We start from the raw sequence: 24914 nt of genomic DNA on the forward strand, positions 1-24914 counted from the left end.
GGCGTCCTCGACCGCGGCCCACTGCTCCTGCCCGGCCACCCGCACCCGGATCGCCCGCCGGGCCGCCTCCAGGTCCTCCAGCCAGGCCGCCTCGCCCCCGCGCAGGCTCACGTCGGCGGGGACCAGCGGGCCGTGGGAGCGGAGCAGGTCGGCGAGGTCCTCGGCGTCGCGGAGCGGCCGGTCCAGCCGGGCCAGCTCGCGTTCGGTGTCGGCGATCACGTCGGGGTCGAGCAGCTCGCGCAGGTCGGCCTGGCCGAGCAGCTCGGCCAGCAGGCTCGTGTCGAGCGCGAGCGCCTGCGCGCGGCGCTCGGCGAGCGGGGCGTCCCCCTCGTACATGAACGCGCCGACGTAGTCGAAGAGCAGGGACGTCGCGAACGGCGACGCCTGGGACGTCTCCACCTCGACCAGCCGTACCCGCCGCGCCGCGACGTCCCGCATGAGGCGGACCAGCCCCGGCACGTCGAACACGTCCTGCAGGCACTCGCGCATCGTCTCCAGCACGACGGGGAACGAGCCGTAGCGGCCGGCCACGCCCAGCAGGTGGGAGGCCCGCTGCCGCTGCTGCCAGAGCGGGGTCCGCCTCCCCGGGCTGCGGCGCGGCAGCAGCAGGGACCGTCCGGCGCACTCGCGGAACCGGGAGGCGAACAGCGCCGAGCCGCCGAGCTCCTCGGTGACGATCCGCTCGATCTCCTCGGGGTCGAAGACCGCGACGTCCGAGGGCGGGTCGGAGAGCGTGTCGGGGATGCGCAGCACGATCCCGTCGTCGGAGTGCACGGCCTGCACGTCGACGCCGTAGCGCTCGCGCAGCCGCCGCCCGATCGCCAGCGCCCACGGGGCGTGCACCCGCGCGCCGTACGGCGAGTGCACCACCACGCGCCAGTCGCCCAGCTCGTCGTGGAACCGCTCGACCACGAGGGTGCGGTCGTCCGGCACGTAGCCGGTGGCCTCGCGCTGCTCGGCCAGGTAGGCCAGCAGGTTGGCCGTGGCGAAGCCGTCCAGGCCCGCCGCCCGGACCCGGGCCGGCGCGGCCTCGGCGCCGGCCGCGGACAGCTCGCGCAGGAAGGCGCCGATCGCCCGGCCCAGCTCGGCCGGGCGGCCCGGCGTGTCGCCGTGCCAGAAGGGCAGCTTGCCCGGCTGCCCGGGGGCGGGGGAGACCAGCACCCGGTCGGCCGTGATGTCCTCGATCCGCCAGGAGGTCGCCCCCAGCACGAAGACGTCCCCCGCCCGGGACTCGTAGACCATCTCCTCGTCCAGCTCGCCCACCCGGGAGGCCTTCTCCCCCACGAGGAACACGCCGTACAGGCCCCGGTCGGGGATCGTGCCGCCGCTGGTGACGGCCAGCCGCTGGGAACCGGGCCGCCCCTGCAGCACGCCGGTGACCCGGTCCCAGACGATGCGCGGGCGCAGCTCGGCGAACTCCTCGCTGGGGTAGCGCCCGGCGAGCATGTCGAGCGTCGCCTCCAGCGCGCTGCGGGGCAGCGTCCGGTACGGCGCGGCGCGGCGGACCACCGCCTCCAGCTCGTCGACGGTCCACTCCTCCAGCGCGGTCATCGCGACGATCTGCTGGGCGAGCACGTCGAGCGGGTTGCGCGGGTAGCGCAGCTCCTCGATCTCACCCCGCTTCATCCGCTCGGCCACCACGGCCGTCTGGACCAGGTCCCCGCGGTACTTGGGGAAGATCACACCGCGTGAGACCGCGCCCACCTGGTGCCCGGCCCGGCCGATGCGCTGCAGGCCGCTCGCCACGCTCGGCGGCGCCGCCACGCATGCGACCAGGTCGACCGAGCCCATGTCGATGCCGAGCTCCAGGCTGGAGGTCGCCACCACGGCGGGCAGCCGCCCGGACTTGAGCGCCTCCTCGATCTGGGCGCGCTCCTCCTTCGACACGGAGCCGTGGTGGGCCCGCACGATCTCCGGCGGCGCCCCCGCGCCCGTCCCCGCCTGGGCCATCATCTCGGCCGGGGCGGAGATCGAGGCAGGGGGCCGGGGGAAGCCCCCGGACCAGTGGACCGGCTCCGGGCCGGGCGTCGCGGAGCGCTCGGCGGCCAGTTCGTTGAGGCGGGCGCAGAGCCGTTCGGCGAGCCTGCGGGAGTTGGCGAACACGATCGTCGAGCGGTGGCGGCCGATCAGGTCCAGGAGCCGCTCCTCGACGTGCGGCCAGATCGTCCGGCGGGCCGGCCGCTGCTCCGGCCACGCGTCGTCGCCGGCGTCCGGCCGGGGCGCGGTGTCGAGCTCGGTCATGTCCTCGACCGGGACGACGACCTCGACCTCGACGACCTTCTCCGACGGCGGCTGCACCACGGTCGCGGGGCGGGGACCGCCGAGGAACGCGGCCACCTCGCTCACCGGCCGCACGGTCGCCGACAGCCCGACGCGCTGCGCGGGGCGCGGGAGCAGCGCGTCGAGCCGCTCCAGGCTGAGGGCCAGGTGTGCGCCGCGCTTGGTGGCCGCCACCGCGTGGACCTCGTCGACGATGACGGTCTCCACGCCGCGCAGCGCCTCGCGGGCCTGGCTCGTCAGCAGCAGGAACAGCGACTCCGGGGTGGTGATGAGGATGTCGGAGGGCCGGGTCGCGAACCTGCGGCGCTCCTCGGCGGAGGTGTCGCCGGACCGGATCGCCACCGAGATCTCCGGCACCGGCAGGCCGAGCCGCCGGGCGGTCTGCTTGAGCCCCGCCAGCGGTGCGCGCAGGTTGCGCTCGACGTCCACGGCCAGGGCCTTGAGCGGCGAGATGTAGAGCACCCGGCAGCGCGGGGGAGCGCCGTCGTCGCCCGCCGTGCCCTTCGCGCCGCCCGCCGTGCCCTTCGCGTCGCCCGCCGTGCGCTCGGCGGCCAGGCGGTCGAGGGACCACAGGAACGCGGCCAGGGTCTTGCCGGACCCGGTCGGCGCGACCACCAGCGTGTTGTCCCCCCGGGCGATCGACTCCCACGCCCCCTGCTGGGCGGCGGTCGGCGCGGCGAAGGCCCCGGCGAACCATTCCCTGGTCACCTGGGTGAAGTGGTCGAGCGCTGATCCGGTCACAGGTCCATACTGCCGGGCGGCACCGACAGAACCGGTGCCGCCCGGCAACCGTACGAGACGGTGAAAAATCCTCTTCGAGGTGTCCATAATGGCTATTGGTTGTTTTGACGGTTTTATCTCCATACTTCTCGGGTGCACAGCTACGACGAGCGCCTGACGGACCTGGTCTTCGACTACATGAGGGACCGGCTCTCCCTCGATCCCGTCCCCCTCGACCACCCCGGGATCAAGGACAAGCTCGACGCGGCGCTGGACGGGCTCATCACCGCCGCGGGCACCGACCCCGAGAAGGTCCTGGACGTCTACGCCACGCAGCTGGCCCCGGCGGTCATCTCCGCCGACAGCCCCCGCTTCCTCTCCTTCATCCCGGCCGCGCCGACCAAGGCCGCGCTCCTGTTCGACATGGTCGTCTCCTGTGCCTCGCTGCAGGGCATCTCCTGGCTGGAGGCCTCCGGCGCGATCGCCGCGGAGAACCAGGTCCTGCGCCTGCTCGCCGACCGGGCGGGGATGCCGGCCGGGGCGGGCGGCTGCTTCGTCTCCGGCGGCTCGGCGGGCAACCTCTCCGCCCTCGTCGTGGCCCGCGACACCGCCCGGCGCACCCGTCCCGGAAGGCGCCTGCGCGTCGCGGTCAGCGACCAGGCGCACTCCTCGATCTCCAACACCCTGCGCATCATCGACGTGGACGCCCTCGTCGTCCCCTCCCTCGACCACCGCCTGACCGGTGACGCCCTGCGCGCCGCCCTCGCCGCCGACCCCGACCCGTCGGACGTGATCGCCGTGGTCGCCACCTCCGGCACCACCAACGCCGGGATCATCGACGACCTCGCCGGCGTCGCCGAGGTCGCCCGCGAGCGCGGCCTCTGGTTCCACGTGGACGGCGCGTACGGCGGCGCGGGCCTGTTCGCCCCCTCCGTCCGCCACCGCTACACCGGGATCGAGCACGCCGACTCCTTCGTCGTCGACCCGCACAAGTGGCTGTTCGCGCCCTTCGACTGCGCGGCGCTGCTCTACCGCGAGCCCCGCCTGGCCCGCGCCGTGCACACCCAGGACGCCTCCTACCTCGACGTCCTGCACACGGGTGGCGACGAGTGGAACCCGACCGACTACGCCTACCACCTGACGCGCCGGGCCCGGGGCCTGCCGCTCTGGTTCTCGCTGGCCGTCAACGGCACCGACGCCTACACCGAGGCCGTCGAGAAGGGCCTCTCCCTGGCCCGGGAGACCGCGCTCCTGATCGGCGGGACGCCGTACCTGGAGCTGATCCGCGAGCCGGAGCTGTCGGCGGTGCTGTTCCGCCGGACCGGGTGGACCGCCCGGGACTACCACGACTGGTCCGAGCGGCTGCTCGCCGGGCAGATCGGCTTCGTCACCCCGACCGGCTGGGAGGGCGAGACCGTCGCCCGGTTCGCGTTCCTGCACCCGGGCACGTCCATGGAGATCGTCGAGGAGATCCTCGCCACCATGGCGTGACCGCCGGACGCGGCGGGGCCGTGGGGCCGGACGGCTGGACGGCTGGACGCCTGGACGTCGCCTGGGACGACGGCCCCGGCGAGGTGACGGGAGCCGCCGGGGCGGGACGGCCGGATGCGGCGGTCGGGAGGTGCCGGGACGGGACGGCCGGGTGCGGCGGATGGGAGTGACGGTGGCGTGACGGTCCGGAAAGGTTGAGTCACCGCCGGCACGGAGAGATAGCTCAGACACGGCACGGCCGGGCGACCGGCACACTGAAACGATGGGTCAGGCGATGAGCATCGACTATCCGGCCATCGAGACGGCACGCGAGCGGATCAGGGCCGAGCACCTGCGGGCGCACCGCCCGCCCAGCAGCGCCAGAGGACTGCACCACTTCGCCCTGATCTGCTCCGACGTCGAGCGGACGATCGCCTTCTACCAGGACCTGCTGGAGTTCCCCCTCACCGAGATATTCGAGAACCGCGACCACCGGGGTTCCAACCACTTCTTCTTCGACGTCGGCAACGGCAACCTGCTGGCCTTCTTCGACTTCCCGGGCCTGGACCTCGCCCCCTACGCCGAGGTCCTCGGCGGCCTCCACCACATCGCGATCTCGGTGGACCCGTCGACCTGGGAGCGGCTGCGGGGCAGGCTGGAGGCCGCGGGCGTGCCGCACCGGATCGAGAGCGGCGCCTCGATCTACTTCCGCGACCCTGACGGGACACGCCTGGAACTGCTCGCCGACCCCCTCGGTGAGATGTACGGCTCCCACGTCATCTGAGAGCCGATCCGGCGCAGTCCGGTCACATCCCCCGGGCACCCATACTGGAGGGATGCGCCTGTCGGAGTTCTGGAAGCGGATGAAGCTGCACTTCGGTGATCCCTACGCCGAGTCGTGGGCTCACGACTACGTCATCGCGGAGCTCGGGAGCCGGACCGTGGTCCAGGCGCTGGCCGACGGCATCGCGGCCAAGGAGGTCTGGCACGCGGTGTGCGGGGTGGCGAACGTCGACTCCCGGCTGCGGTAGGGCCGCGGGCGGAGGCGGCCGGCCCGTGTCCGCGCGGCGGGAGCCGACCGGGACCGGGAGAGGGCGTCCGCTCCCGTGAAGGACGCCCGCTCGTCTCCGGAGACCGTCTCCGCGCCGCCGGGCTCAGGGGTCGGTGGCCTCCTCCAGTGACTTGCCGATCAGCTCGGCCGCGTGGGCCGGATCGCCGGCGCCCTCCTGGCCGCTGGGGGACCACAGGAAGAGCCAGCCGTCCTGGGCGGGGGTGGCGAAGACGATCGTCTGCTTCCCGGTGCCGGGGTGCCACACCCACAGCACGGGATCACCGCCTCCGAGCATGCGGCCGACCAGCCCCCGCCCGGGGAGCTCCGCGGACAGGGACTCGAGGTGGGCCAGTCGTTGCTGGGGGAACGTATCCGTCAAGCGAAGCACCTTCTGGTTCGTTTTCGCTCCAGGATTCCCCCAGGTCAGCCGGGTCACAACAGGTCCGACGGAATGCCCGGGAATATCACCCGGCGGAGAGTGCGGCGGTGCGGCGGGGGCCCGCGCCCCGGTGGCGCGGGTGACGCGGTCGAGCCCCGATCGAACAGCCGTTCGGCTATATTGGACGGGTCAGCCCTAGTGGCGTGCTCTCCGGAAAATGTCGGTGGCACCCCGTAGCTTTCTGGCAACACCGATCCGACCCACAACCCTCCAGGGGGCTCCCAGTGGCAGCTAACGACCGCGAGAAGGCGCTCGAGACCGCGCTCGCTCAGATCGAGCGGCAGTTCGGCAAGGGCTCCGTCATGCGTCTCGGCGACGAGACCCGCGCACCCATCGAAGTGATCCCCACCGGGTCCATCTCCCTCGACGTCGCGCTCGGCATCGGCGGACTCCCGCGCGGTCGCATCGTCGAGATCTACGGCCCGGAGTCCTCCGGTAAGACCACCGTCGCGCTGCACGCGGTGGCCAACGCCCAGCGCGCGGGCGGCATCGCCGCGTTCATCGACGCCGAGCACGCCCTCGACCCGGATTACGCCAAGAAGCTGGGCGTCGACACCGACGCGCTGCTCGTCTCCCAGCCCGACACCGGCGAGCAGGCGCTGGAGATCGCCGACATGCTGATCCGGTCGGGCGCCGTCGACCTGCTGGTCATCGACTCGGTCGCGGCCCTGGTGCCGAAGGCCGAGATCGAGGGCGAGATGGGCGACAGCCACGTCGGTCTCCAGGCCCGCCTGATGTCGCAGGCCCTGCGCAAGGTCGCCGGCGCGCTCAACAGCACCGGCACCACCGCGATCTTCATCAACCAGCTCCGCGAGAAGATCGGCGTCATGTTCGGCTCGCCCGAGACCACGACCGGTGGAAAGGCGCTGAAGTTCTACGCCTCGGTCCGTCTCGACATCCGCCGCATCGAGACGCTGAAGGACGGCACCGAGGCGGTCGGCAACCGCACCCGGGTGAAGGTCGTCAAGAACAAGATGGCCCCGCCCTTCCGGGTGGCCGACTTCGACATCCTGTACGGCGTCGGCATCTCCCGTGAGGGCGGCCTGATCGACATGGGCGTCGAGCACGGCTTCGTCCGCAAGTCCGGCGCCTGGTACACCTACGAGGGCGACCAGCTCGGCCAGGGCAAGGAGAACGCCCGCAACTTCCTGCGGAACCACCCCGACACGGCGAACGAGATCGAGAAGAAGATCAAGGAGAAGCTCGGCGTCGGCCCGCGGGTGGACGCTCCCGCCACTCCGCCGCCCGCCGCCCCCGCGGCTCCGGCCGCCTCCGGCCGGGGCTCCAAGGCCGCCGCGGCCAAGCCCGGTGACGCCTGACCCGGGCTGAGGGACGGTCGAGGGCCCCGGCCTGAAGACCGGGGCCTCCATGCTGGAGGCGATTGGTGACGAGACCCGACTCCGGTCCGGTCGGTGAGACCGGACCGGGAGACTGGGGAGCCTGGCCTGACCTGCCCGGACCTGGTCCCGCCGGGACGGGCCGGCGCGGCGGCCGGAGGCGGCGCGGCGCGCAGGACGGCGGCCGGAGGCGACCAGCGCCGGACGGCGGCGGAGGGTTCCTCCCCGACGGCCCCGTCGAGGGGTCCGCGGCGAGTCAGGGACCCCCGGCGGATCCGCAGGCGGTGGCGCGGGCGATCTGCCTGCGCCTGCTGACGATGGCGCCGCGCACCCGGGCGCAGCTCGCGGAGGCCCTGCGCAAGCGCGAGGTCCCCGAGGACGCGGCGGAGGCCGTGCTGGAGCGGTTCTCCGAGGTCGGCCTCATCGACGACGAGGCGTTCGCGGCGGCGTGGGTGAGCTCGCGCCACACCGGGCGGGGGCTGGCCCGGCGCGCCCTGGCCTCGGAGCTCCGGCACCGGGGCGTGGACGAGGACACCGTCAAAGAGGCGGTCGAGCGGCTCGACCCCGATCAGGAGGCCGAGACCGCCCGCGGCCTCGTGGCGCGCAAGCTCCGCGCGACCCGGGGGCTGGAGCCCGCCGTCCGGACGCGGCGGCTCGCGGGCATGCTCGCCCGTAAGGGATACGGCCCGAGCCTGGCCTTCCGCGTCATCCGGGAGGCACTGGAGAACGAAGGGGCGGAGGATCCGGGCGTTCCCATCGATCCGGATGATCCCTTCGGGTGAGGGGAACACGCGGGCCAGCGGGTCTTTGCTTGCTCGTTACCTCTTCGACGCTTAATCTCGACTCCAGTGAGGAGTTACTCCGCGCAGTGCGGATTGTCATAACGGTGAACTACGGACGTGTGAGCTTGGCGGCGCGGGCGGGCGAGGTGTCGGCGAGGAGAGCCGGCATGGTGCCGGTCCTGGGTTGATACCTGTCCTGGTGGCTGTACCGCTGGGCTTTCCGTGCCGTGCGTGTGACCCCTCGTGTGCTTGGCTGAGGCGAGGAGGGCGGGGCGCGCATGGAGCCAGTTGTGGTCGTCGTGTTGGCAGGGGCGCTCGTGGTGCTCGCCGGGGCGACGATAACCGTGCTGGTCCTGCTGCTCCGCCGTACCGGGGCCGGGTTCGGCAAGCCGGCCGGGCCCTCTCCCGAACAGCTCGAGGAGGTCCACGCCGAGCTGGAGGAGGTCAGGCGCGAGGCGGAGGAGCTCCGCAGCCGGGCCGAGCGGGAGGCCGGGGAGATCCTGCGCCGCTCGGAGGCGGCCGCCGAGAGCGCCTCCCAGATGCGCAAGGAGGTCGAAGCCGAGGCCAAGGTGCTCAAGTTCGAGCTCAAGGAGCTCCGCGCCGACCTGGAACGCCGGGAGAACCGGCTGGCGGAGCGGGAGCAGCGGCTCGACGAGGAGGCCAGGCGCCAGGCCGAGCGGGCCCGCAAGCTCGCCGAGACGGAGACCGAGCTGGCCGACCGCCGTGCGGATCTCGACCGGGTCGCCGAGGAGCGCAGGGCGGTCCTGGAGCGGGTGGCCGGGCTGACCGGCGCGCAGGCGAAGGCCGAGCTGGTCATGGAGATCGAGAACCAGGCCAAGCGCGAGGCCGCGCTGATCATCAGGGAGATCGAGAGCGAGGCGCGCAGGGAGGGCGAGAAGCGCGCTACCAAGATCGTTACTCTGGCGGTCCAGCGGGTGGCCACCGAGCAGACCGCCGAGTCCGTGGTGAGCGTGCTGCACCTGCCCGGTGACGAGATGAAGGGCCGCATCATCGGCCGCGAGGGCCGCAACATCCGCGCCTTCGAGTCGACCACCGGCGTCAACCTGATCATCGACGACACGCCCGAGGCGGTGCTGCTGTCCTGCTTCGACCCGGTGCGGCGGGAGACGGCCCGGCTCACGCTGGAGAAGCTCGTGCTGGACGGGCGCATCCACCCCCAGCGCATCGAGGACGCCTACGAGCGCAGCCGGGCGGAGGTGCAGGAGCTGTGCGTGCGGGCGGGTGAGGACGCCCTGGTGGAGCTCGGCATCACCGACATGCACCCGGAACTGGTCACCCTGCTCGGCCAGCTGCGCTACCGCACCTCCTACGGGCAGAACGTCCTCGGCCACCTCGTCGAGTCCGCCCACATCGCCGGGATCATGGCCGCCGAGCTCAAACTGGACCAGATGCTGCTCAAGCGCTGCACGGTGCTGCACGACATCGGCAAGGCCCTCACCCACGAGGTCGAGGGCAGCCATGCGCTGATCGGCGCGGAGATCGCCCGCCGGTACGGCGAGCACGAGGACGTCGTGCACGCCATCGAGGCGCACCACAACGAGGTCGAGGTGCGCACGGTCGAGGCGGTCCTGACGCAGGCCGCCGACGCGATCAGCGGCGGCCGGCCGGGCGCGCGGCGCGAGTCGCTGGAGGCCTACGTCAAGCGGCTGGAACGGCTGGAGGAGATCGCCCAGTCCTACGAGGGCGTGGAGAAGGTCTTCGCCATGCAGGCGGGCCGGGAGATCCGGGTCATGGTCAAGCCGGACGCGGTGGACGACATCCAGGCGTCGGTCATCGCCCGGGACGTGGCCAAGCAGATCGAGGAGGAGCTGACCTACCCGGGCCAGATCCGCATCACCGTGGTCCGCGAGTCCCGGGCGACCGAGTTCGCCCGCTAGCGTTCCGCGCCACCGTGGTCCGCGGTGATCGCCGCGGCGGGGCACAGGTCGATGGCCTCGCGCACCGCGTCCAGTGCCCCGGCGGGCGGCTCGGGGCGCACGACGATCACCTTGCCGTCCTCCTCGCGCTGGTCGAACACCTCGCCGGCGGTCAGCACGCACATTCCCGAGCCGATGCAGCGCCCGGCGTCCGCGGTGATCCTCATGATCACGCCTCCCAGGTGACGGGCAGGCTCTTCACCCCGAAGACGTCGGCGGTCTCGGGGCGCAGGCCGACCTCGTCGGCCGGTACGGCCAGGCGCAGTGTGGGGAAGCGGCCGACCAGCGCGGGTAGCGCGACCCGCATCTCGACGCGGGCCAGCTGCTGACCCAGGCACTGGTGGACGCCGTGGCCGAAGGCCAGATGCCCGCCCTCCCGGCGGCGGAGGTCGAGCACGTGAGGATCGGTGAAGCGCTCGGGGTCGCGGTTGGCGGTGTTGATCGACAGGATGACCGTCGTGCCGGCCGCGATGGTCTCGCCGCCCAGCTCGACGTCCTCCAGCGCCGTCCTCATGAACGTCTTGGCGACGCTCAGATAGCGCAGCAGCTCCTCCACCGCCTGGTCGGCGAGCGCGGGCTCGGCGCGCAGCGCGGTCAGCTGCTCCGGGTTGCGCAGCAGCGCGAAGGCGCCCAGGGCCAGCATGTTGGTGGTGGTGTCGAGCCCGGCCGCCAGCAGGATCAGGGCGATGCCCTTGAGCTCCTCGTCGGTCAGGTCGCTGTCGGTGAGGTCGCTGAGCACGTCGTCGGTGGGGTGCGCGCGCTTGGCGGCCACCAGCTCCGCGAGGTAGTGCTGGACCGCGGTGTAGGCCGCCATCAGATCCTCGTCGCCGGTCTCCCCGTTCATGAACGTGTCGATGTTCTCCTGGAAGGAGCCCCGGTCCTCGTACGGCACCCCCAGCAGCTCGCAGATCACGATGGCGGGGATGGGCTTGGCGAACGCGGTCACCAGGTCGACCGGCGGTCCGGCCTTCGCCATGGCGTCCAGGCACTCGGCGGTGATCTGCTCGACGCGCTCGGTGAGCAGCCGCATCCGCCGTACGGTGAACTTCCCCACCAGCGGCTTCCTGTACCGGCTGTGCTGCGGCTCGTCCATGAGCAGGAACTCGCCGGGCGGCGCCGGAGGGACCTCGATGTCGCCGTAGTCGATGAGCGGGTGGTGGCGCATGAGCTCCCTGCGGGAGCTGAACCGCGAGTCGGCCAGGACCGACCGGACCAGGTCGTAGCCGGTGATCAGCCAGCCCTGGTGCCCGTCGGGGAAGGGATACCGGCTGATGGGGCCGTGCTCGCGGGCCTGGATCAGCTCCGCCGGCGGGTCGAAGGGGCAGCCGGGCCGGCGCTCGGTCGGCAGTGCGGTGACGGTGTGTTCCATGGTCTTCCTCTCCTCGACCCGGCTCCGGCTCAGGTCGTCGATCGCGATCTCGTCCCTCCGCGGTCCCGAGACCGCGATCGCGGAACCGTTCATGGCGTCCACCATCGCCGACCGCTCTGATACCGGGCCGTCGTCGTGCTGACACGGCCGCTGACACGGCCGCTGACACGGCCGCTGACACGGCAGGGCACGGCCGCGGCGCGGACCGGTCGCCTGCGGGCGCGCCCGTCGTTCACGGAGCGAGCGTGAGCTCGGCCAGCTCGCGCCAGTCCCGCCGCCGCCCGTCGCGGGTCGCCTCGGCGAACGCCGTTTCGCCGAGGTGATTCCGCGTCGCCGCGGTGATCCGGGAAGCATCCGGCTGAGAACGGTCCGGAGTACCGCGTACGGCGTCGCTCGCCGCGAGCAACCGCACGGCCTGCTCGTGGTCGCCTTGGCGGAGCGCGAGATCCGCGATCCCGACCAGTATCTCGGCGATCGTCGGCAGATGCGCGTGCTCCGTGGCCGTGACCGTGCGGAACGCCTCGGCCCGGTACGCGCGGGCCTCCTGGAGATCCTCGGTGAGGTAGCCGTCCAGGTGCAGGGTCATGGCGCGGACGGAGCCGGTCATCTCCGCGCCGCCCCACACCGCCCGCACCGCGGCCAGGTGCTCGCGTGCCCGGTCCGACTCACCGCGCCAGCGCGCCAGCTGCGCCTTCGCGAGGGCCAGCTCGGTGAGCGCGTCCGGCCAGGCGATCCCGCCCGCGCACCGCTGCGCCTCCGCCAGGGCGGCGGCGCTGGACCGCTCATCGCCGAGCAGCCAGTGCAGCTGAGCCTGCCGCGCTCGCACGCCCACCACGTCCTCGACCGCGCCCACCTCGGTCAGCGCCGCGGCCACCTCCTCGTAGTGCTCGCACGCGCGCGCGAACTCGCCGCGCATGGCGAGCCGATCGGCCAGGAAGCCCAGCGCCAGCGAGATCCCCATCCGCTCACCGAGCGTGCGGAACTCGGCGAGGGCGCTTTCGACGTCGGCGTCCACGTCGGTCTCGTCGCCGCCGAGCATGAACCGGAACCGGCCGCGGCTGAGCCTGGCCTGCGCGCGCACCCACGGGTCGTCGGCGACGACGAGCGGCTCGAACGCGGGCAGGAACCCCGTCGGCTCCCGCAGCATCCGCTCCAGCAGCCCGGCGAACCCGAGCAGCGGGTGGCGGGACCCGCTGCGCCTGGTGAGCCGGTGCGCCTCGTGGATCCACTCCCGCGCCTGATACTGGTCGCCGCCGATCCCGGAGGTCAGGAACACCGTCACGATGGTGTACGCCAGCGCCCGCACCTCGTCGGGCGCCTCACCGGGCAGCGAGGCCGCCGCGACGCTCAACTCGGCGCCCTCGGCCCGGTGCCCGCTGAGATACCAGAACCAGCCCGCGGCCGCGACCAGCCGCATCGCCTCCTCGGCCCATCCTGCGGCGATCGCTCCGCGCAGGGCCGCGCCGATGTTGCCGTGCTCGGCCTCGAGCACGGCCAGCCACTTCAGCTGCTCGGCCCGGCGCAGGTGCGGCTCGGCCGTCTCGGCCAGCTCGGTGAAGCAGGCGAGGTGCGCCCGGCGCGCCGCCTCGGTCTCCCCGGCTTCGGCGAGCCGGTGCGCCGCGTACTCCCTGATGGTGCCGAGCATCCGGTAGCGCGGCGCGTCCTCGCCGTCGGCGAGCAGCAGCGACTTCTCGACCAACGCGGTCAGCACGTCGAACACCTGCTCCCCTGCGGAGGTCCCGTCCGCGCACACCCGTTCGGCCGCTTCCAGGCTCGCCCCGCCGGAGAACACCGAGAGCCGCCGCAGCACGCCGCGTTCGGCCTCGGTCAGCAGGTCCCAGCTCCAGTCCACCACCGCGCGCAGCGTCTTGTGCCGGGGCAGGACCGTACGGCTGCCGCCGGTCAGCAGGCGGAACCGGTCATCGAGCCGGCGTGCCAGCTGATCGACGGACATGGTGCGCAGCCGTGCCGCGGCCAGTTCGATCGCCAGCGGGATCCCGTCGAGCGCCCGGCAGATGCGCGCCATGGCCGCCAAGGTGCGGGCGTCGGAGCCGATGTCCTTGCGCACCAGCTCCGCGCGGTCGCGCAGCAGCCGCACCGCGGGCGAGGACCCGGTCTCGGCGGGGTCCTCACCCTCCGCGGGCAGCGCGAGCGGCTCGACCTGCCAGAGCACCTCGCCGGTGATGCCGAGAGGTTCCCTGCTCGTGGCCAGGATCCGCAGACTCCGGCACTCGCCCAGCAGCCGGTCCGCGAACACCGCGGCCGCCTCGATCACGTGCTCGCAGTTGTCCAGGATCAGCAGGATCGCGCGATCCCGGAGCGCGGAGAGGAGCCGGTCCATCGGTTCTCCGCCCCGCGCCTCACCGAGCAGTCCCTGGTCACGCAGGCCGAGCGCGGTAAAGGCGGCCTGCGCCGGCTCGCAGCCTGACCGCACCGAGGCCAGTTCGACCAGCCACGCCCCGTCCGGCAGCCCGGCGAGCATCGTCCGCGCGGTCTCGGCGGCCAACCTCGTCTTGCCGGAACCACCCGCCCCCGTCAACGTGACCAGCCGGTGCTTGACGACCAGGCCGGCGACCGCGGAGACGTCGCCGTCTCTGCCGACGAAACTCGTCAGCTCGGCGCGCAGGTTCGTCCTGCGGTGCTCCGTCCGCTCGCCCAGTTCGCCGCGGAGCAGCGCGGTGTGCAGTGCGGAGAGCCCGGCCGACGGATCGGCGCCCAGCTCCTCGGCGAGCCGCTCGCGCGTCCGCTGGTACACGGTCAACGCCTCGTTGCCGCGCCCCGCCTCGGCGAGCGCTCGCATCAGGGCCGCCACGAACCCCTCCCGCAGCGGATGCGCGGCGACCAGACCCGTCAGCTCGGAGACCAGCTCCGGGCCGCGGCCGAGGAGGATGTCCGCGTCCACCCGGTCCCCGAGCGCGGCGACGTGGAGCTCGTCCAGACGCGCGACCGCGGCGTCGAACGCATCACTGCCGTGCAGCGCGATGTCCGCCAGGGCGCTACCGCGCCACAACGCCAAGGCCGAGTGCAGTAGATCCGCCCGTGCCGCAGGCTCGGCGGTACGGGCCTGAGCGACCAGGTGCTCGAACCGGCACACGTCGACGGCGCCGGGAGGCACGGCCAGGCGGTACCCGCCGGAATCCGCCTCGATCACACCGTCCGGCAGCACCCTGCGCAGCCTGGACACCAGCGCCTGCAAGGCGTTCACTTCGTCCCTGGGCGGCCGGTGCCCCCAGATCCAGTCCACCAGCCGCGCACGCCTGACGATCCGGCCGGGTTCGAGGGCGAGCGCGGCCAGCAGCGCGCGCAGCCGGATCCCCGGAACCTCCAGCACGGCCCCATCGTGGTTCCGGACCTCGAACGGTCCCAGCAGTCCGACTCTCACATCGGCGATTCTGCCGAACCGGGGCGAGGAGCGCAGCGAGGAGCCGATCATGGGCGGGCGGCTGCGGGCGAGGCCGGCGCGAGCTCTTTTCCGGCTACCGGTTGCGCAGCGGCACGTCGCGGATGATCAACCAGGTCAGCGCGAGGCCGAACACGAAGACCCCCAGACCCACACCGAGCGCCAGGCCCGTCGACTGGGGCAGGTCCGCGGAGAGGCCGGAGAGGCGGTCCCCGACGAACGGCAGGCGGAGCTCCTTGCCGATCGCTCCTTCGACGAGCACCCACAGGCCGACGCCGAGCGGGATCAGGAGCAGCCCGCCGCCCTCCCACCGGTAGAAACCGGCCGCGATGAAGGCGCCGGCCACGATCCAGGCGACGAACTCGACCAGGTACTCGGCGAAGACGAGCGGCACCTGGGTCGGTTCGGTGAACAGGTGGACCCGGTCGATCACCTGCGGCCGGTCGAACAGGCCGTAGAGCAGGGTCTCCAGCAGGTAGCCGACCGTGATCAGGGCCGACAGGAACGGGGCGAACAGGGCAATGGTGACGGCGGCCTGCGCGCCGAACCGGCGGCGGGTCTGCCCGTGCGCGATGTAGAGCGGCAGGTACTCCCGGACCAGGGCCACCCCGACGAACAGGGCGTACCACCGGGGCAGCTGGACGGCGGCCTCCCACGCGCTCTGGTTGAGCGTGCCGAAGACGTCGACGCCGACCGCGATCATGGCGACGACCACGACGTAGGCGGCGAACAGCAGCAGGGCGAAGTAGGAGTGGGCGGCGAGGAGCCGGGTGGGGAATCTCATCGGGTCTCTCCAGTGCGGAGCTCTGCGGCGGGGGGTGCTTCGGTGCTGGAGGTTCCGGAGCCTCCGGTCAGATGGATGAACAGGTCCTGCAGGTCGATCGGGCCGAGTTCGAGCCCGGACGCGGCGGCCTCCCCGCGCCGGGCGTCGTCGAGGTCGCCGTAGAGCATCGCCGATTTGGTCGGGCCGAGCCGCCTTTCGCCGAGCACGGTCAGCCCGGCGGTGAAGGCGTCGACCTGCGCGGCGGGCCCGGTCACGGCCGTTCCCCGGGAGAGCAGGGTCTGGCTCTCCTCGTGCGCGACCAGCCGGCCCTTGTCGATGATCACGACCTCCTCGAACAGTGAGCTCACCTCCTCGATGAGGTGGGTGGAGAGGACGACCGTGCGGGGGTGGGCGATGTAGTCGGCGAGCAGCGCGTCGTAGAACGCCTGCCGGGAGGGGGCGTCCATGCCCAGATAGGACTCGTCGAACATGGTCAGCGGCGCCCGGCCGGCCAGGCCGATCACCACGCCCACCGCCGAGCGCTGCCCCTTGGACATCTCCTTGACGTTCTTCTTCGGATCGATCCCGAACAGGTCCAGCAGCGAGCGGGCGTAATCGCCGTCCCAGTCCGGGCGGAGCCACTCGGCGAAGAAGATCGCGTCTTCGGCGCTGCCGATGTCGACGGTCTCGCCGGCGTCCCGGATCAGGCTGATCCGGCTGGTGATGGACCCGTTCTCGAACACCGGCCGCCCGTCGATCCGCACGCCGCCCGCCGACTGCCTGCGGAAACCCGCCAGCACCGAGAGCAGGCTCGTCTTGCCCGAGCCGTTGCGGCCGAGCAGCCCGTAGATCTTCCCGGGCTCCAGGGCGAGCGTCAGGCCGTCCAGCGCCGTGACGTCGCCGTAGCGCAGCACCAGGTCCTCGACCTCGATCCTCATCGCCCCTCCAGCTGCTTGATGCGCTCGATCACGTCGCCGAGCGGAATTCCGACGATCTTGGCCTGGGCGACCATCGGGTCGACCACGTCGGCGAAGAAGTTCTCCCTGCGCTCGGCCCTGAGCGCGTCCCGGGCGTCCGGGCTGACGAACATGCCGATACCTCGTTTCTTGTAGAGGACGCCTTCCTCGACCAGTTGCTGGAACGCCTTGGCCGCCGTGGCCGGGTTGATCCGGTAGAAGGCGGCGTACTGGTTGGTGGACATGACCTGCTCGTCGCCCTTGAGCGCCTCACTCAGCACGTCCGCCTTGATGCGGTCGGCTATCTGCCGGTAGATCGGGCTCCGGTCATCGAACATGGCACCTGCTTCTATGGTCCTTTACTCCACTAATGAACGATAGAAGGTGTGCGGGCAGCGGTCAACCGCCCCGGGCCCCGAAGGGCCGCCCGGGGCGGCGGGAAGGACGGTCCGGGCGCGGGGGTCCGGAGGGGGGAAGGCGGCGGGCGGCCGTCAGACGCAGAAGATCTGCTGGTAGAAGGCCAGCTCGGCGGCGAGCGCCGCGCTGCGGGTCTCGGCGCGGCGGAAGCCGTGGGACTCGCCCTCGAAGGTGAGGTACGTGCAGGGCACCCCGCGTGCGGCGAGGGCGTCGGCGAACGCCTCCGACTGGGCCGGCGGGACCACGGGATCGGACAGGCCCTGCAGCAGCAGCATGGGGCAGGTGACCCCGGCGGCCTGCCCCAAGGGCTCGCGGGAGCCGTACAGGACGGGGTCGGAGGGGCCGACCAGCCATTCGATGTAACGGGACTCGAAGTCGTGGGTGGTCGCGGCGAACGGGCCGAGGGCGCTCACCCCGTAGTAGGAGACGCCCCCGGCGAAGGCACTGGAGCGCGCGCACGCCGCCATGACCGTCCAGCCGCCCGCGCTGCCGCCCCGGATCGCGATCCGCGCCGGATCCGCCAGGCCCTCCCCGGCCAGCCACTCGGCCGCCGAGATCGCGTCCTCCACGTCGACCACGCCCCACTGGCCGCGCAGCCGCTCGCGGTAGGCGCGGCCGTACCCGGTGGAGCCGCCGTAGTTGACGTCGATGACGCCGATGCCGCGGCTGGTGAAGAAGGCCTTCTTCAGGTCGAGCGCCGTCGGGCTGTAGCCGGTGGGGCCGCCGTGGACGAACACGACGTACGGCGGCGGGCCGTCGCCGCGGGCCTCCGGGTTGGACGGCGGGTAGAGGTGGGCGTGCACCCGGCGGCCGAACCGCCCCTCGATCTCCACGGAGCGCGGGACCGGCAGGTAGGCGATGTCGGGCAGTTCGTCGACGTCGCGCCGGAGCCCCTCCACCCGCCCGGTCACGGTGTCCACCCGGACGACCGACTGGGGCACCGCCGGGCCGTACCCGATCCCGGCGAGCGTGCGCCCGTCGGCGGCCAGGGCGGGCAGCCAGCCGTCGTAGGGCACGTCGAGGTCGGTCAGCGTGCCGTCGGCCGGGTCGAGGAGGCCCAGCCGCAGCTCCCCCTGCCCGTGCAGGACCGCGAGCCGCCCGTCGTCCAGCACGGCGTACGGTGAGCCGCCGAGCTGCCACAGCGGCCCGGCGAACTCCTCCTCGGCGGGGTGGAGCGCCTGCGGGGAGGTGCCGAATATCCCGACCCGGTAGAGGTTCCACCAGCCCGACCAGTCGGAGACCAGGTAGAGGTGCCGGTCGTCGCGCCACTGCGGGGCGAGTACGGACTCGGTGACGCCGCCCTTGACGGTCCAGGAGGCGCCGTCGGCCAGCCGGGTGATCCGCAGCTCGGTGCCGTTCCATGGCATGAGCGGGTGGTTCCAGCAGACGTAGGCCAGGTGCTCGCCGTCGGGGGACAGCACCGGGGAGGCGTAGAAGTCACTCCCGGAGACCCGCTCGCGGGGTTCGGCGCCGCCGTGCAGCGGGACGGAGACGATCGACCGGCTGACCTTGCCGTCGCCGTCACCGCTGTCGGAGCCGCCGTCGTGCCGTTCCTGGACGCACCACACCTGCCCGTCGCGGACGGTCAGGTCGGCGTAGCGCAGCCCCGCCGCCCGCTCGGGCTCCGGCGTGATCGGGCGCGGCTCGGCGCCGGGGGCCAGCAGGTAGAGGCGCTGGTCGGCCAGGTTCGCGAAGACGACGCTCCGGCCCGCGCCCTCACCTGCGCCCTCACCGGGGCCTTCATCGGAGCCCCGGCCGGGGACCACCGCGTAGGACCGCCCGCCGTACTCGTGGACGCGGGTCCTGGCGCTCCACGGCGCGGGCAGCAGCTCCTGGCGGACGCCGTCGGCGCCCCGGTGCATGATCGTGGTCCGCCCGCCCTCGGCGGGGCGGTCCTCGGTCCACCACACCTCGTCGCCCAGCACGGTGGGGAAGGCGAGTTGCAGCCCGGAGCGGGCGACGTCGGCGGTGGAGACGGGGGAGGGCCAGGCGGCGTACGGCAGGACATCGCGCTCTGCGGGCATGCCGTAATCCTGCCCGATAACACGCCGCGTGTCGCCGGTATGACGTTCGGACGTTCCCGGATCCGCCGTCCCGTCCGGGTGGGGAGCCGGAGGCGAGAGGCGGCGAAGACCGCGGGGAGGCGGGACGCGTCCGGGCGGGGACCGGAGGCGAGGGGGCGGGCGGCCTGGTCGGCCGCCCGCCCCCTCGGCCGGGTCAGTCCACCGCGGAGACGCCGCCTCCGGGCACGCCCACCGCGCCGGGCGGGGCGACCGGGGCCGCGGAGGTCTTCCGGCTGCGCCGGCTGCGCTTCTCCAGCCACGTCGCCAGGGCGCTGAGCGCCATGTTGAGCCCGACGTAGATGACCCCGACGACGATCGCCGCGGGGATGAGGGAGCCGAAGAAGACCGCCGGAAGGATCTTGAAGCCCGTGTTGAGCAGGTCCACGTAGGCGATGATGTAGCCCAGCGCGGTGTCCTTGAGCAGCACGACGAGCTGGCTCACGATCGCGGGCATCATCACGGTCACCGCCTGGGGCAGCAGGACCATCCGCATGACCTGGTTCTTGCGCAGGCCGATGGCGTAGGCCGCCTCGGACTGGCCCCGGGGCACCGACAGCACGCCCGCCCTGACCACCTCGGCCAGCACCGACCCGTTGTAGAGGGTCAGTCCGGCGACCACCGCCATGAAGGCGTAGTCGCCGCCGCCCATCACGCTGGGCGCCAGGTAGAAGATGAAGAAGATCAGCAGCAGCAGCGGGATGGCTCGGAAGACCTCCACGACCACGCCCGCGGGGATCCTGATCCACGCGTGGTCGGAGAGCCGGGCCAGGCCGAACACCGCGCCGAAGACGAGCGCGAGGACCGCCGCCAGGCCCGCCGCCTTCAGCGTGCCGAGCAGGCCCGGCAGGATGTGCGTCGTCCAGGTCTCCGGCCGCAGGAAGGGCTCCCAGATCCTGCCCTCCCACTGGCCCTTCTCGTCGAACTTGACGTAGACGAAGTACAGGATCGCGGCGATCGCCGCCAGCGCGGCGGCCGTGTAGACGGCGTTGCGCGCGCGGGCCCGGGGGCCCGGCACGTCGAACAGGACCGAGGTGCTCATCGGGCCACCGCCAGCCGCCGGCCCAGCCAGCCGGTCAGGAAGCCGATCGGCAGGGTGAACGCCATGAAGGCCACCGCCAGACCGAGGAAGATGGGGATCGACGCTCCGGTGTCGTCGAAGGTGTCCTTCATGACGAACGCCGACTCGGCAAGGTAGCCTCCCGCGACCGCCACCGTGGTGTTCTTGATCATCGCGATGATCACGCTGCCGAGCGGGGCGATCACCGTGCGGAACGCCTGCGGCAGGATGATCAGCCGCAGCGACTGCACGAAGGTGAGCCCGATGGCGCGCGCCGCCTCGGCCTGCCCGAGCGGGACCGTGTTGATGCCCGAGCGCAGCGCCTCGCAGACGAACGAGGCGGTGTAGATCGACAGGCCGAGCACGACCAGCCAGAAGGAGTTGGTGCTCGGCGTCTGGGAGAGGGTCAGCCCCAGGGTGTCGCTGAGCCCGAGCGCGGAGAAGGCCAGCACCAGGGTGAGCGGCGTGTTGCGCACGATGTTGACGTAGAGGGTCCCGGCCGCGCGCAGGACCGGTGTCGGCGAGACGCGCATCGACACCAGGACCGTGCCGAGGATGAGGGAGAGGATCCCGCACATCACGGAGAGCTTCACGTTCTCCAGGAACCCCTCGGCGAGGGCCGGGCCGTACTTGATCAGGTCATTCAATGGTGCTCCACAGCGAAGACGGCGGCGGCCGGTGCCCCCACGGGGTCACCGGCCGCCACGTGAGGCCGGACTACGCGCAGGGCTCGAACTGCGGGGCGGCCGTCGGGGCCTTGAGGCCCTGGGCTCCCGCGAACCACTTCTCGAACAGCTTCTGCGCGGTGCCGTCCTGATACATCTTGGTGATCGCCGCGTTGACGGCCTCACACGTCTTGGTGTCGCCCTTCTTCAGGCCGACGCCGTACTTCTCGTCGGTGAACGGCTGGCCGAGGATCTTGAAGCCGCCGCCGGCCTGCTTGGCGAAGCCCGCCAGGATCAGGTCGTCGGTCGTCACCGCGTCCAGGTTGTTGCCGCCGAGCTTCTGCACGCACTCGGAGTAGGTCGCGGCGCCCACCAGCTGGGCGTCCAGGTCCAGCTCGCCGTCCGGCGGCGGGTCGGTGATCCGCTTGTAGGAGTTGGAGCCGGCCGCCTGGCAGATGCGCTTGCCCGCCAGGTCCTGCGGCTTGGCGATCTTGTTGTCGTCGGCGCGGACCATGACGTCCTGGTGGGCCACGATGTACGGCCCGCCGAAGGTCACCTTCTCCTTGCGGCTGTCGGTGATCGAGTAGGTCGCGAAGATGATGTCCACGGTGCCGTTGGCGAGGAAGGCCTCGCGGTTGGACGACGCGGACTCCTTCCACTCGATCTCGACGTCGGCGCCGCCCGCGAGCTCCTTGACGACGTACTTGGCGACCTCGACGTCGAAGCCCTCCGGCTCGGCGCCGGTCTTCAGGCCCAGGCTCGGCTGGTCCCACTTGGTGCCGACGACCAGCTTCTTGGCGCCCTTGGCCTTGTCGACGACCGTGGTGTAGGCGGTGGTGTCGCCGCCGCCGCTGTCGCTCCCGCAGGCCGCCAGGCCCAGGGTGAGCGCACCCGCCGCGGCGATCGCCGCACCGATACGCATTACTCGCATGTTCCGTTTCCTCTTCTTCGTCGTCGGGATGAACAGCCTGCCCGGGAGATGGTCAGTGCGTCAGGATCTTGGAGAGGAAGTCCTTGGCCCGGTCGGTCCGGGGGGCGGTGAAGAACTCGTCGGGGGTGTTCTCCTCGACGATCTGCCCCTCGGCCATGAACACCACACGGTTGGCCGCGCGCCGCGCGAAGCCCATCTCGTGGGTGACGACCATCATCGTCATGCCGTCGCGAGCGAGGCCGACCATGACGTCGAGCACCTCCTGGACCATCTCCGGGTCCAGCGCCGAGGTCGGCTCGTCGAACAGGATCATCTTGGGCTCCATGGCCAGCGCGCGGGCGATGGCCACGCGCTGCTGCTGGCCTCCGGACAGCTGCGCCGGGTACTTCGACGCCTGGCTGCCGATGCCGACCCGCTCCAGCAGCTCCATGCCGCGCCGCTCGGCCTGCGCCCTGGCGACGCCCCGGACCCTGATCGGCCCCAGCGTGACGTTCTCCAGGATCGTCTTGTGGGCGAACAGGTTGAAGGACTGGAACACCATGCCGACCTCGGAGCGGAGCCTGGCCAGCGCCTTGCCCTCGGCGGGCAGGGGCTGCCCGTCGAATGTGATCGTCCCGCCGTCGACGGTCTCCAGCCGGTTGATCGCCCGGCACAACGTGGACTTGCCCCCGCCGGAGGGACCGATGACGACCAGCACCTCGCCGCGCGAGATCGTGAGGTTGATGTCACGCAGCACGTGGAGGCTGCCGAAGTGCTTGTTGACCCCTTCGAGCACGACAAGAGGAGTCGTGTCCCCGTTCTCCGTCATGAAGGACAACGTAATTCGGTAAAGGGCACCCGGGGCTAACCCTGCGGTACCGATCCGGTCACGACCTGCCCGAACATCCCCGCGCGGGGGCGAACCGTACATCATCACGGTCTCTGCGAGGTCGGAGGAGCGCCTACCCTTGTGTATTGAGATGACTGCCACCGTGGAGAGCGCCCGCACGTACGAGGTTCGTACCTACGGGTGCCAGATGAACGTGCACGACTCCGAGCGCCTGTCGGGCCTGCTGGAGGACGCGGGATACGTCCCCGCGGCCGAGGGGCGGACGGCCGACGTGGTCGTGTTCAACACCTGCGCCGTCCGGGAGAACGCCGACAACCGCCTCTACGGCAACCTCGGCCACCTGCGACCGGCGAAGACCGACAACCCCGGCATGCAGATCGCCGTGGGCGGCTGCCTGGCGCAGAAGGACCAGGGCGAGATCGTCCGCCGGGCGCCCTGGGTCGACGTGGTGTTCGGCACGCACAACATCGGCTCGCTGCCGGTCCTCCTGGAGCGGGCGCGGATCGCGCAGGAGGCCCAGGTCGAGATCAAGGAGTCCCTGGAGACCTTCCCGAGCACGCTGCCGACCAAGCGCGAGTCCGCCTACGCCGCCTGGGTCTCGGTCTCGGTCGGGTGCAACAACACCTGTACCTTCTGCATCGTGCCGTCGCTGCGCGGCAAGGAGAAGGACCGCCGTCCCGGAGACGTCCTGGCCGAGGTCCGGACCCTGGTCGGCCAGGGCGTCCTGGAGATCACCCTGCTGGGCCAGAACGTCAACACCTACGGCGTCGAGTTCGGCGACCGGCTCGCCTTCGGCAAGCTCCTGCGGGCCTGCGGCGAGGTCGAGGGCCTGGAGCGGGTCCGCTTCACCAGCCCGCACCCGGCGGCCTTCACCGACGACGTCATCGCGGCCATGGCCGAGACGCCCAACGTGATGCACCAGCTGCACATGCCGCTGCAGTCCGGCTCCGACCGGGTCCTGAAGGCGATGCGCCGCTCCTACCGGGCCGAGCGCTACCTCGGCATCATCGAGCGGGTCCGCGCGGCCATGCCGGACGCGGCCATCTCCACCGACATCATCGTGGGCTTCCCCGGCGAGACCGAGGAGGACTTCCAGGCCACGCTGGACGTGGTGCGGGAGTCGCGGTTCGCCAACGCCTTCACCTTCCAATACTCCATCCGGCCGGGCACGCCCGCCGCCACGATGGACGGGCAGGTCCCCAAGGAGGTCGTGCAGGAGCGCTACGACCGGCTGGTCGAGCTGCAGAACGAGATCTCCTGGGAGGAGAACAAGAAGCAGGTCGGCCGGACGCTCGAGGTGCTGGTGGCCGAGGGCGAGGGCCGCAAGGACGAGGCGACCCGCCGCCTGTCCGGCCGGGCCCCCGACAACCGCCTGGTGCACTTCGTCCCGGGGGACGAGGTCCCGCGCCCGGGCGACATGGTCGGCGTCGAGATCACCTACGCGGCGCCGCACCATCTGGTGGCCGACGGGCCCGCGCTGAGCCTCCGCCGGACCCGGGCGGGCGACGCCTGGCAGGCCCGCCAGGCCGCCCCCGCCGGCGCCTCCTCCGGGGTCATGCTGGGCATGCCGTCGATCGGCCGCCCCGCTCCCGCCGCGCAGGAGGCCCCGGGCTGCTCCCTCGGCTCCTGAGGCCGTACGGACCCGTCCCGCGGACGGTCCGCGACGGACCCCTGCAAAAGATGACAAGTCGTGATCATCATGTGATTGCGGCGCGAGCATTTCCCTGCTGTGGCTAGTGTGATTCGGCACCCTCGGAAGCCGTGGAGGTTTCCCCGAGAACCGCAGGGAGTTGTTGTCGAATGCACGTCCCCTCCACCCCCGACCGCCCCGAACAGCGCGAGGAAGCGGAGACCCTCGCCGGACCCGGCCGCGGATCCCGGCGCGGATCCGGCCGCGGACGGGCCCCGGCCCCCCAGGGGAAGCGCGGCCTGGCCATAGCCGCCGCCTCCGCCGCGGCCGTGCTCCTGGTGGGCGGTGTCGCCGCCTACACCTTCGTCTCCTCCGGTGACGAGGGCGCCTCCGTCTCGGTGCCGCAGTCGCCGGGAGCCGGACAGGACGAGCGGCAGGAGCCCGCCGGCGACGGCGGCGCGCCGGCCGGCGACGACCAGGAACGGAACGCCTCCGGGGGCTCGGAGGAGGACGCCTCCGGTGATTCGTCCGGCGGGTCCGATGGCTCCTCCGGCGGCTCCGACGATTCCTCCGCCGGGTCGGCGGGGTCCGCGGGGTCGGGCTCCGGCGGGTCCACCGGGTCGGGCTCCGGTGGGGACTCCGGCACCTCGCGCGCCAAGCCCTCCACCTCCGCCTCCACCCCGGCCAGGGACAAGCAGAGCGGCACGCCGTCCCAGCAGGGCGAGGAGAGCTACACCGATCCGCGCTCCGACGGCGCCCCCGGGTTCGTCGCCCCGCAGGGGCCCACGGGCTGAGCCGCCGCGGGGGCCGCCGGGCGG

22 protein-coding genes are annotated in these 24914 nt (G+C 72.2%); 9 read left to right on the plus strand and 13 right to left on the minus strand.

Annotated elements, in window-relative coordinates; translation table 11 throughout:
- Nucleotides 1-3021, minus strand: a 3021-nt coding sequence (locus ACWJ6R_RS08545) for a DEAD/DEAH box helicase (protein WP_449061672.1), incomplete at its 3' end; no start/stop codon positions are given.
- Nucleotides 3022-3153: 132 nt separating this feature from the next.
- Here ACWJ6R_RS08545 and ACWJ6R_RS08550 point away from each other — a divergent pair.
- The 4 genes from ACWJ6R_RS08550 (at nucleotide 3154) to ACWJ6R_RS08565 (ending at nucleotide 5501) form a co-directional block, all read left to right on the plus strand.
- Nucleotides 3154-4491: a pyridoxal phosphate-dependent decarboxylase family protein gene (locus ACWJ6R_RS08550; RefSeq protein ID WP_449061673.1), complete on the plus strand. Its 1338-nt coding sequence runs from the start codon at nucleotides 3154-3156 to the stop codon at nucleotides 4489-4491.
- Nucleotides 4488-4661 (plus strand): hypothetical protein, encoded by a 174-nt coding sequence (locus ACWJ6R_RS08555; RefSeq protein WP_449061674.1) that lies wholly within the window; start codon nucleotides 4488-4490, stop codon nucleotides 4659-4661. The genes ACWJ6R_RS08550 and ACWJ6R_RS08555 overlap by 4 nt, the downstream gene beginning before the upstream one ends.
- Nucleotides 4662-4753: 92 nt before the next feature.
- On the plus strand, nucleotides 4754-5254 hold the full coding sequence (locus tag ACWJ6R_RS08560) for a VOC family protein (protein ID WP_449061675.1): 501 nt from the start codon (nucleotides 4754-4756) through the stop codon (nucleotides 5252-5254).
- A gap of 52 nt (nucleotides 5255-5306) precedes the next feature.
- The gene (locus ACWJ6R_RS08565; protein ID WP_449061676.1) at nucleotides 5307-5501 is read left to right on the plus strand and encodes a DUF3046 domain-containing protein; all 195 of its coding nucleotides are present in this window, start codon (nucleotides 5307-5309) and stop codon (nucleotides 5499-5501) included.
- A gap of 123 nt (nucleotides 5502-5624) precedes the next feature.
- Here ACWJ6R_RS08565 and ACWJ6R_RS08570 read toward each other — a convergent pair whose 3' ends face one another.
- Nucleotides 5625-5900, minus strand: coding sequence for a hypothetical protein (locus ACWJ6R_RS08570; RefSeq protein WP_449061677.1), 276 nt, complete (start codon nucleotides 5898-5900; stop codon nucleotides 5625-5627).
- 284 nt (nucleotides 5901-6184) lie between these two features.
- On the opposite strand from ACWJ6R_RS08570, the gene recA reads away from it, so the two are divergent.
- From recA to rny, 3 genes are all read left to right on the plus strand, one after another.
- A complete protein-coding gene (recA, locus tag ACWJ6R_RS08575; protein ID WP_449061678.1) occupies nucleotides 6185-7279 on the plus strand; it encodes a recombinase RecA in 1095 nt (364 codons plus the stop codon).
- A gap of 131 nt (nucleotides 7280-7410) precedes the next feature.
- A complete protein-coding gene (recX, locus tag ACWJ6R_RS08580) occupies nucleotides 7411-8079 on the plus strand; it encodes a recombination regulator RecX (protein WP_449061692.1) in 669 nt (222 codons plus the stop codon).
- A gap of 278 nt (nucleotides 8080-8357) precedes the next feature.
- Entirely contained in the window at nucleotides 8358-9977 is a 1620-nt protein-coding gene (gene rny, locus ACWJ6R_RS08585) for a ribonuclease Y (RefSeq protein WP_449061679.1), read from the plus strand.
- On the opposite strand, the gene ACWJ6R_RS08590 is transcribed toward rny, so the two are convergent.
- From ACWJ6R_RS08590 to ACWJ6R_RS08640, 11 genes are all read right to left on the minus strand, one after another.
- Nucleotides 9974-10183 (minus strand): ferredoxin, encoded by a 210-nt coding sequence (locus tag ACWJ6R_RS08590; RefSeq protein ID WP_449061680.1) that lies wholly within the window; start codon nucleotides 10181-10183, stop codon nucleotides 9974-9976. The genes rny and ACWJ6R_RS08590 overlap by 4 nt on opposite strands.
- A gap of 2 nt (nucleotides 10184-10185) precedes the next feature.
- Nucleotides 10186-11385, minus strand: a complete 1200-nt coding sequence (locus tag ACWJ6R_RS08595) for a cytochrome P450 (protein WP_449061693.1) — start codon at nucleotides 11383-11385, stop codon at nucleotides 10186-10188.
- Nucleotides 11386-11617: 232 nt separating this feature from the next.
- Nucleotides 11618-14767, minus strand: a complete 3150-nt coding sequence (locus ACWJ6R_RS08600; protein ID WP_449061681.1) for a BTAD domain-containing putative transcriptional regulator — start codon at nucleotides 14765-14767, stop codon at nucleotides 11618-11620.
- Nucleotides 14768-14861: 94 nt separating this feature from the next.
- Complete coding sequence (locus ACWJ6R_RS08605) at nucleotides 14862-15569, minus strand: hypothetical protein (protein WP_449061682.1); 708 nt, start codon at nucleotides 15567-15569, stop codon at nucleotides 14862-14864.
- Nucleotides 15566-16486, minus strand: coding sequence for an ATP-binding cassette domain-containing protein (locus tag ACWJ6R_RS08610; protein WP_449061683.1), 921 nt, complete (start codon nucleotides 16484-16486; stop codon nucleotides 15566-15568). Before ACWJ6R_RS08610 ends, ACWJ6R_RS08605 begins: the two co-directional genes overlap by 4 nt.
- Entirely contained in the window at nucleotides 16483-16842 is a 360-nt protein-coding gene (locus tag ACWJ6R_RS08615; protein WP_449061684.1) for a GntR family transcriptional regulator, read from the minus strand. Before ACWJ6R_RS08615 ends, ACWJ6R_RS08610 begins: the two co-directional genes overlap by 4 nt.
- Before the next feature lie 153 nt (nucleotides 16843-16995).
- A complete protein-coding gene (locus ACWJ6R_RS08620) occupies nucleotides 16996-18945 on the minus strand; it encodes a S9 family peptidase (RefSeq protein WP_449061685.1) in 1950 nt (649 codons plus the stop codon).
- A gap of 193 nt (nucleotides 18946-19138) precedes the next feature.
- On the minus strand, nucleotides 19139-20023 hold the full coding sequence (locus tag ACWJ6R_RS08625) for an amino acid ABC transporter permease (protein WP_449061686.1): 885 nt from the start codon (nucleotides 20021-20023) through the stop codon (nucleotides 19139-19141).
- Nucleotides 20020-20688, minus strand: coding sequence for an amino acid ABC transporter permease (locus ACWJ6R_RS08630; RefSeq protein ID WP_449061687.1), 669 nt, complete (start codon nucleotides 20686-20688; stop codon nucleotides 20020-20022). Before ACWJ6R_RS08630 ends, ACWJ6R_RS08625 begins: the two co-directional genes overlap by 4 nt.
- 70 nt (nucleotides 20689-20758) lie before the next feature.
- A complete protein-coding gene (locus ACWJ6R_RS08635) occupies nucleotides 20759-21637 on the minus strand; it encodes a glutamate ABC transporter substrate-binding protein (RefSeq protein ID WP_449061688.1) in 879 nt (292 codons plus the stop codon).
- Nucleotides 21638-21689: 52 nt separating this feature from the next.
- A complete protein-coding gene (locus ACWJ6R_RS08640) occupies nucleotides 21690-22445 on the minus strand; it encodes an amino acid ABC transporter ATP-binding protein (RefSeq protein WP_449061689.1) in 756 nt (251 codons plus the stop codon).
- A gap of 151 nt (nucleotides 22446-22596) precedes the next feature.
- Between ACWJ6R_RS08640 and miaB the strand changes: the two genes are divergently transcribed.
- Both miaB and ACWJ6R_RS08650 read left to right on the plus strand, forming a co-directional pair.
- Nucleotides 22597-24096: a tRNA (N6-isopentenyl adenosine(37)-C2)-methylthiotransferase MiaB gene (gene miaB / locus ACWJ6R_RS08645; RefSeq protein ID WP_449061690.1), complete on the plus strand. Its 1500-nt coding sequence runs from the start codon at nucleotides 22597-22599 to the stop codon at nucleotides 24094-24096.
- Nucleotides 24097-24266: 170 nt separating this feature from the next.
- A complete protein-coding gene (locus ACWJ6R_RS08650; protein ID WP_449061691.1) occupies nucleotides 24267-24890 on the plus strand; it encodes a hypothetical protein in 624 nt (207 codons plus the stop codon).
- Nucleotides 24891-24914 lie beyond the last annotated feature (24 nt).

It is taken from the genome of Planomonospora algeriensis (assembly GCF_977012225.1).

Excerpts from the sequence above, each read along its gene's own strand:
- ACWJ6R_RS08625 (WP_449061686.1), bottom strand. The coding sequence starts at position 20,023 with ATGAGCACCTCGGTCCTGTTCGACGTGCCGGGCCCCCGGGCCCGCGCG.
- ACWJ6R_RS08635 (WP_449061688.1), bottom strand. The coding sequence starts at position 21,637 with ATGCGAGTAATGCGTATCGGTGCGGCGATCGCCGCGGCGGGTGCGCTC.
- miaB (WP_449061690.1), top strand. The coding sequence starts at position 22,597 with ATGACTGCCACCGTGGAGAGCGCCCGCACGTACGAGGTTCGTACCTAC.
- ACWJ6R_RS08650 (WP_449061691.1), top strand. The coding sequence starts at position 24,267 with ATGCACGTCCCCTCCACCCCCGACCGCCCCGAACAGCGCGAGGAAGCG.
- ACWJ6R_RS08615 (WP_449061684.1), bottom strand. The coding sequence starts at position 16,842 with ATGTTCGATGACCGGAGCCCGATCTACCGGCAGATAGCCGACCGCATC.
- ACWJ6R_RS08610 (WP_449061683.1), bottom strand. The coding sequence starts at position 16,486 with ATGAGGATCGAGGTCGAGGACCTGGTGCTGCGCTACGGCGACGTCACG.
- ACWJ6R_RS08620 (WP_449061685.1), bottom strand. The coding sequence starts at position 18,945 with ATGCCCGCAGAGCGCGATGTCCTGCCGTACGCCGCCTGGCCCTCCCCC.
- ACWJ6R_RS08590 (WP_449061680.1), bottom strand. The coding sequence starts at position 10,183 with ATGAGGATCACCGCGGACGCCGGGCGCTGCATCGGCTCGGGAATGTGC.
- ACWJ6R_RS08595 (WP_449061693.1), bottom strand. The coding sequence starts at position 11,385 with ATGGAACACACCGTCACCGCACTGCCGACCGAGCGCCGGCCCGGCTGC.
- ACWJ6R_RS08565 (WP_449061676.1), top strand. The coding sequence starts at position 5,307 with ATGCGCCTGTCGGAGTTCTGGAAGCGGATGAAGCTGCACTTCGGTGAT.
- ACWJ6R_RS08605 (WP_449061682.1), bottom strand. The coding sequence starts at position 15,569 with ATGAGATTCCCCACCCGGCTCCTCGCCGCCCACTCCTACTTCGCCCTG.
- rny (WP_449061679.1), top strand. The coding sequence starts at position 8,358 with ATGGAGCCAGTTGTGGTCGTCGTGTTGGCAGGGGCGCTCGTGGTGCTC.
- ACWJ6R_RS08560 (WP_449061675.1), top strand. The coding sequence starts at position 4,754 with ATGGGTCAGGCGATGAGCATCGACTATCCGGCCATCGAGACGGCACGC.
- ACWJ6R_RS08640 (WP_449061689.1), bottom strand. The coding sequence starts at position 22,445 with ATGACGGAGAACGGGGACACGACTCCTCTTGTCGTGCTCGAAGGGGTC.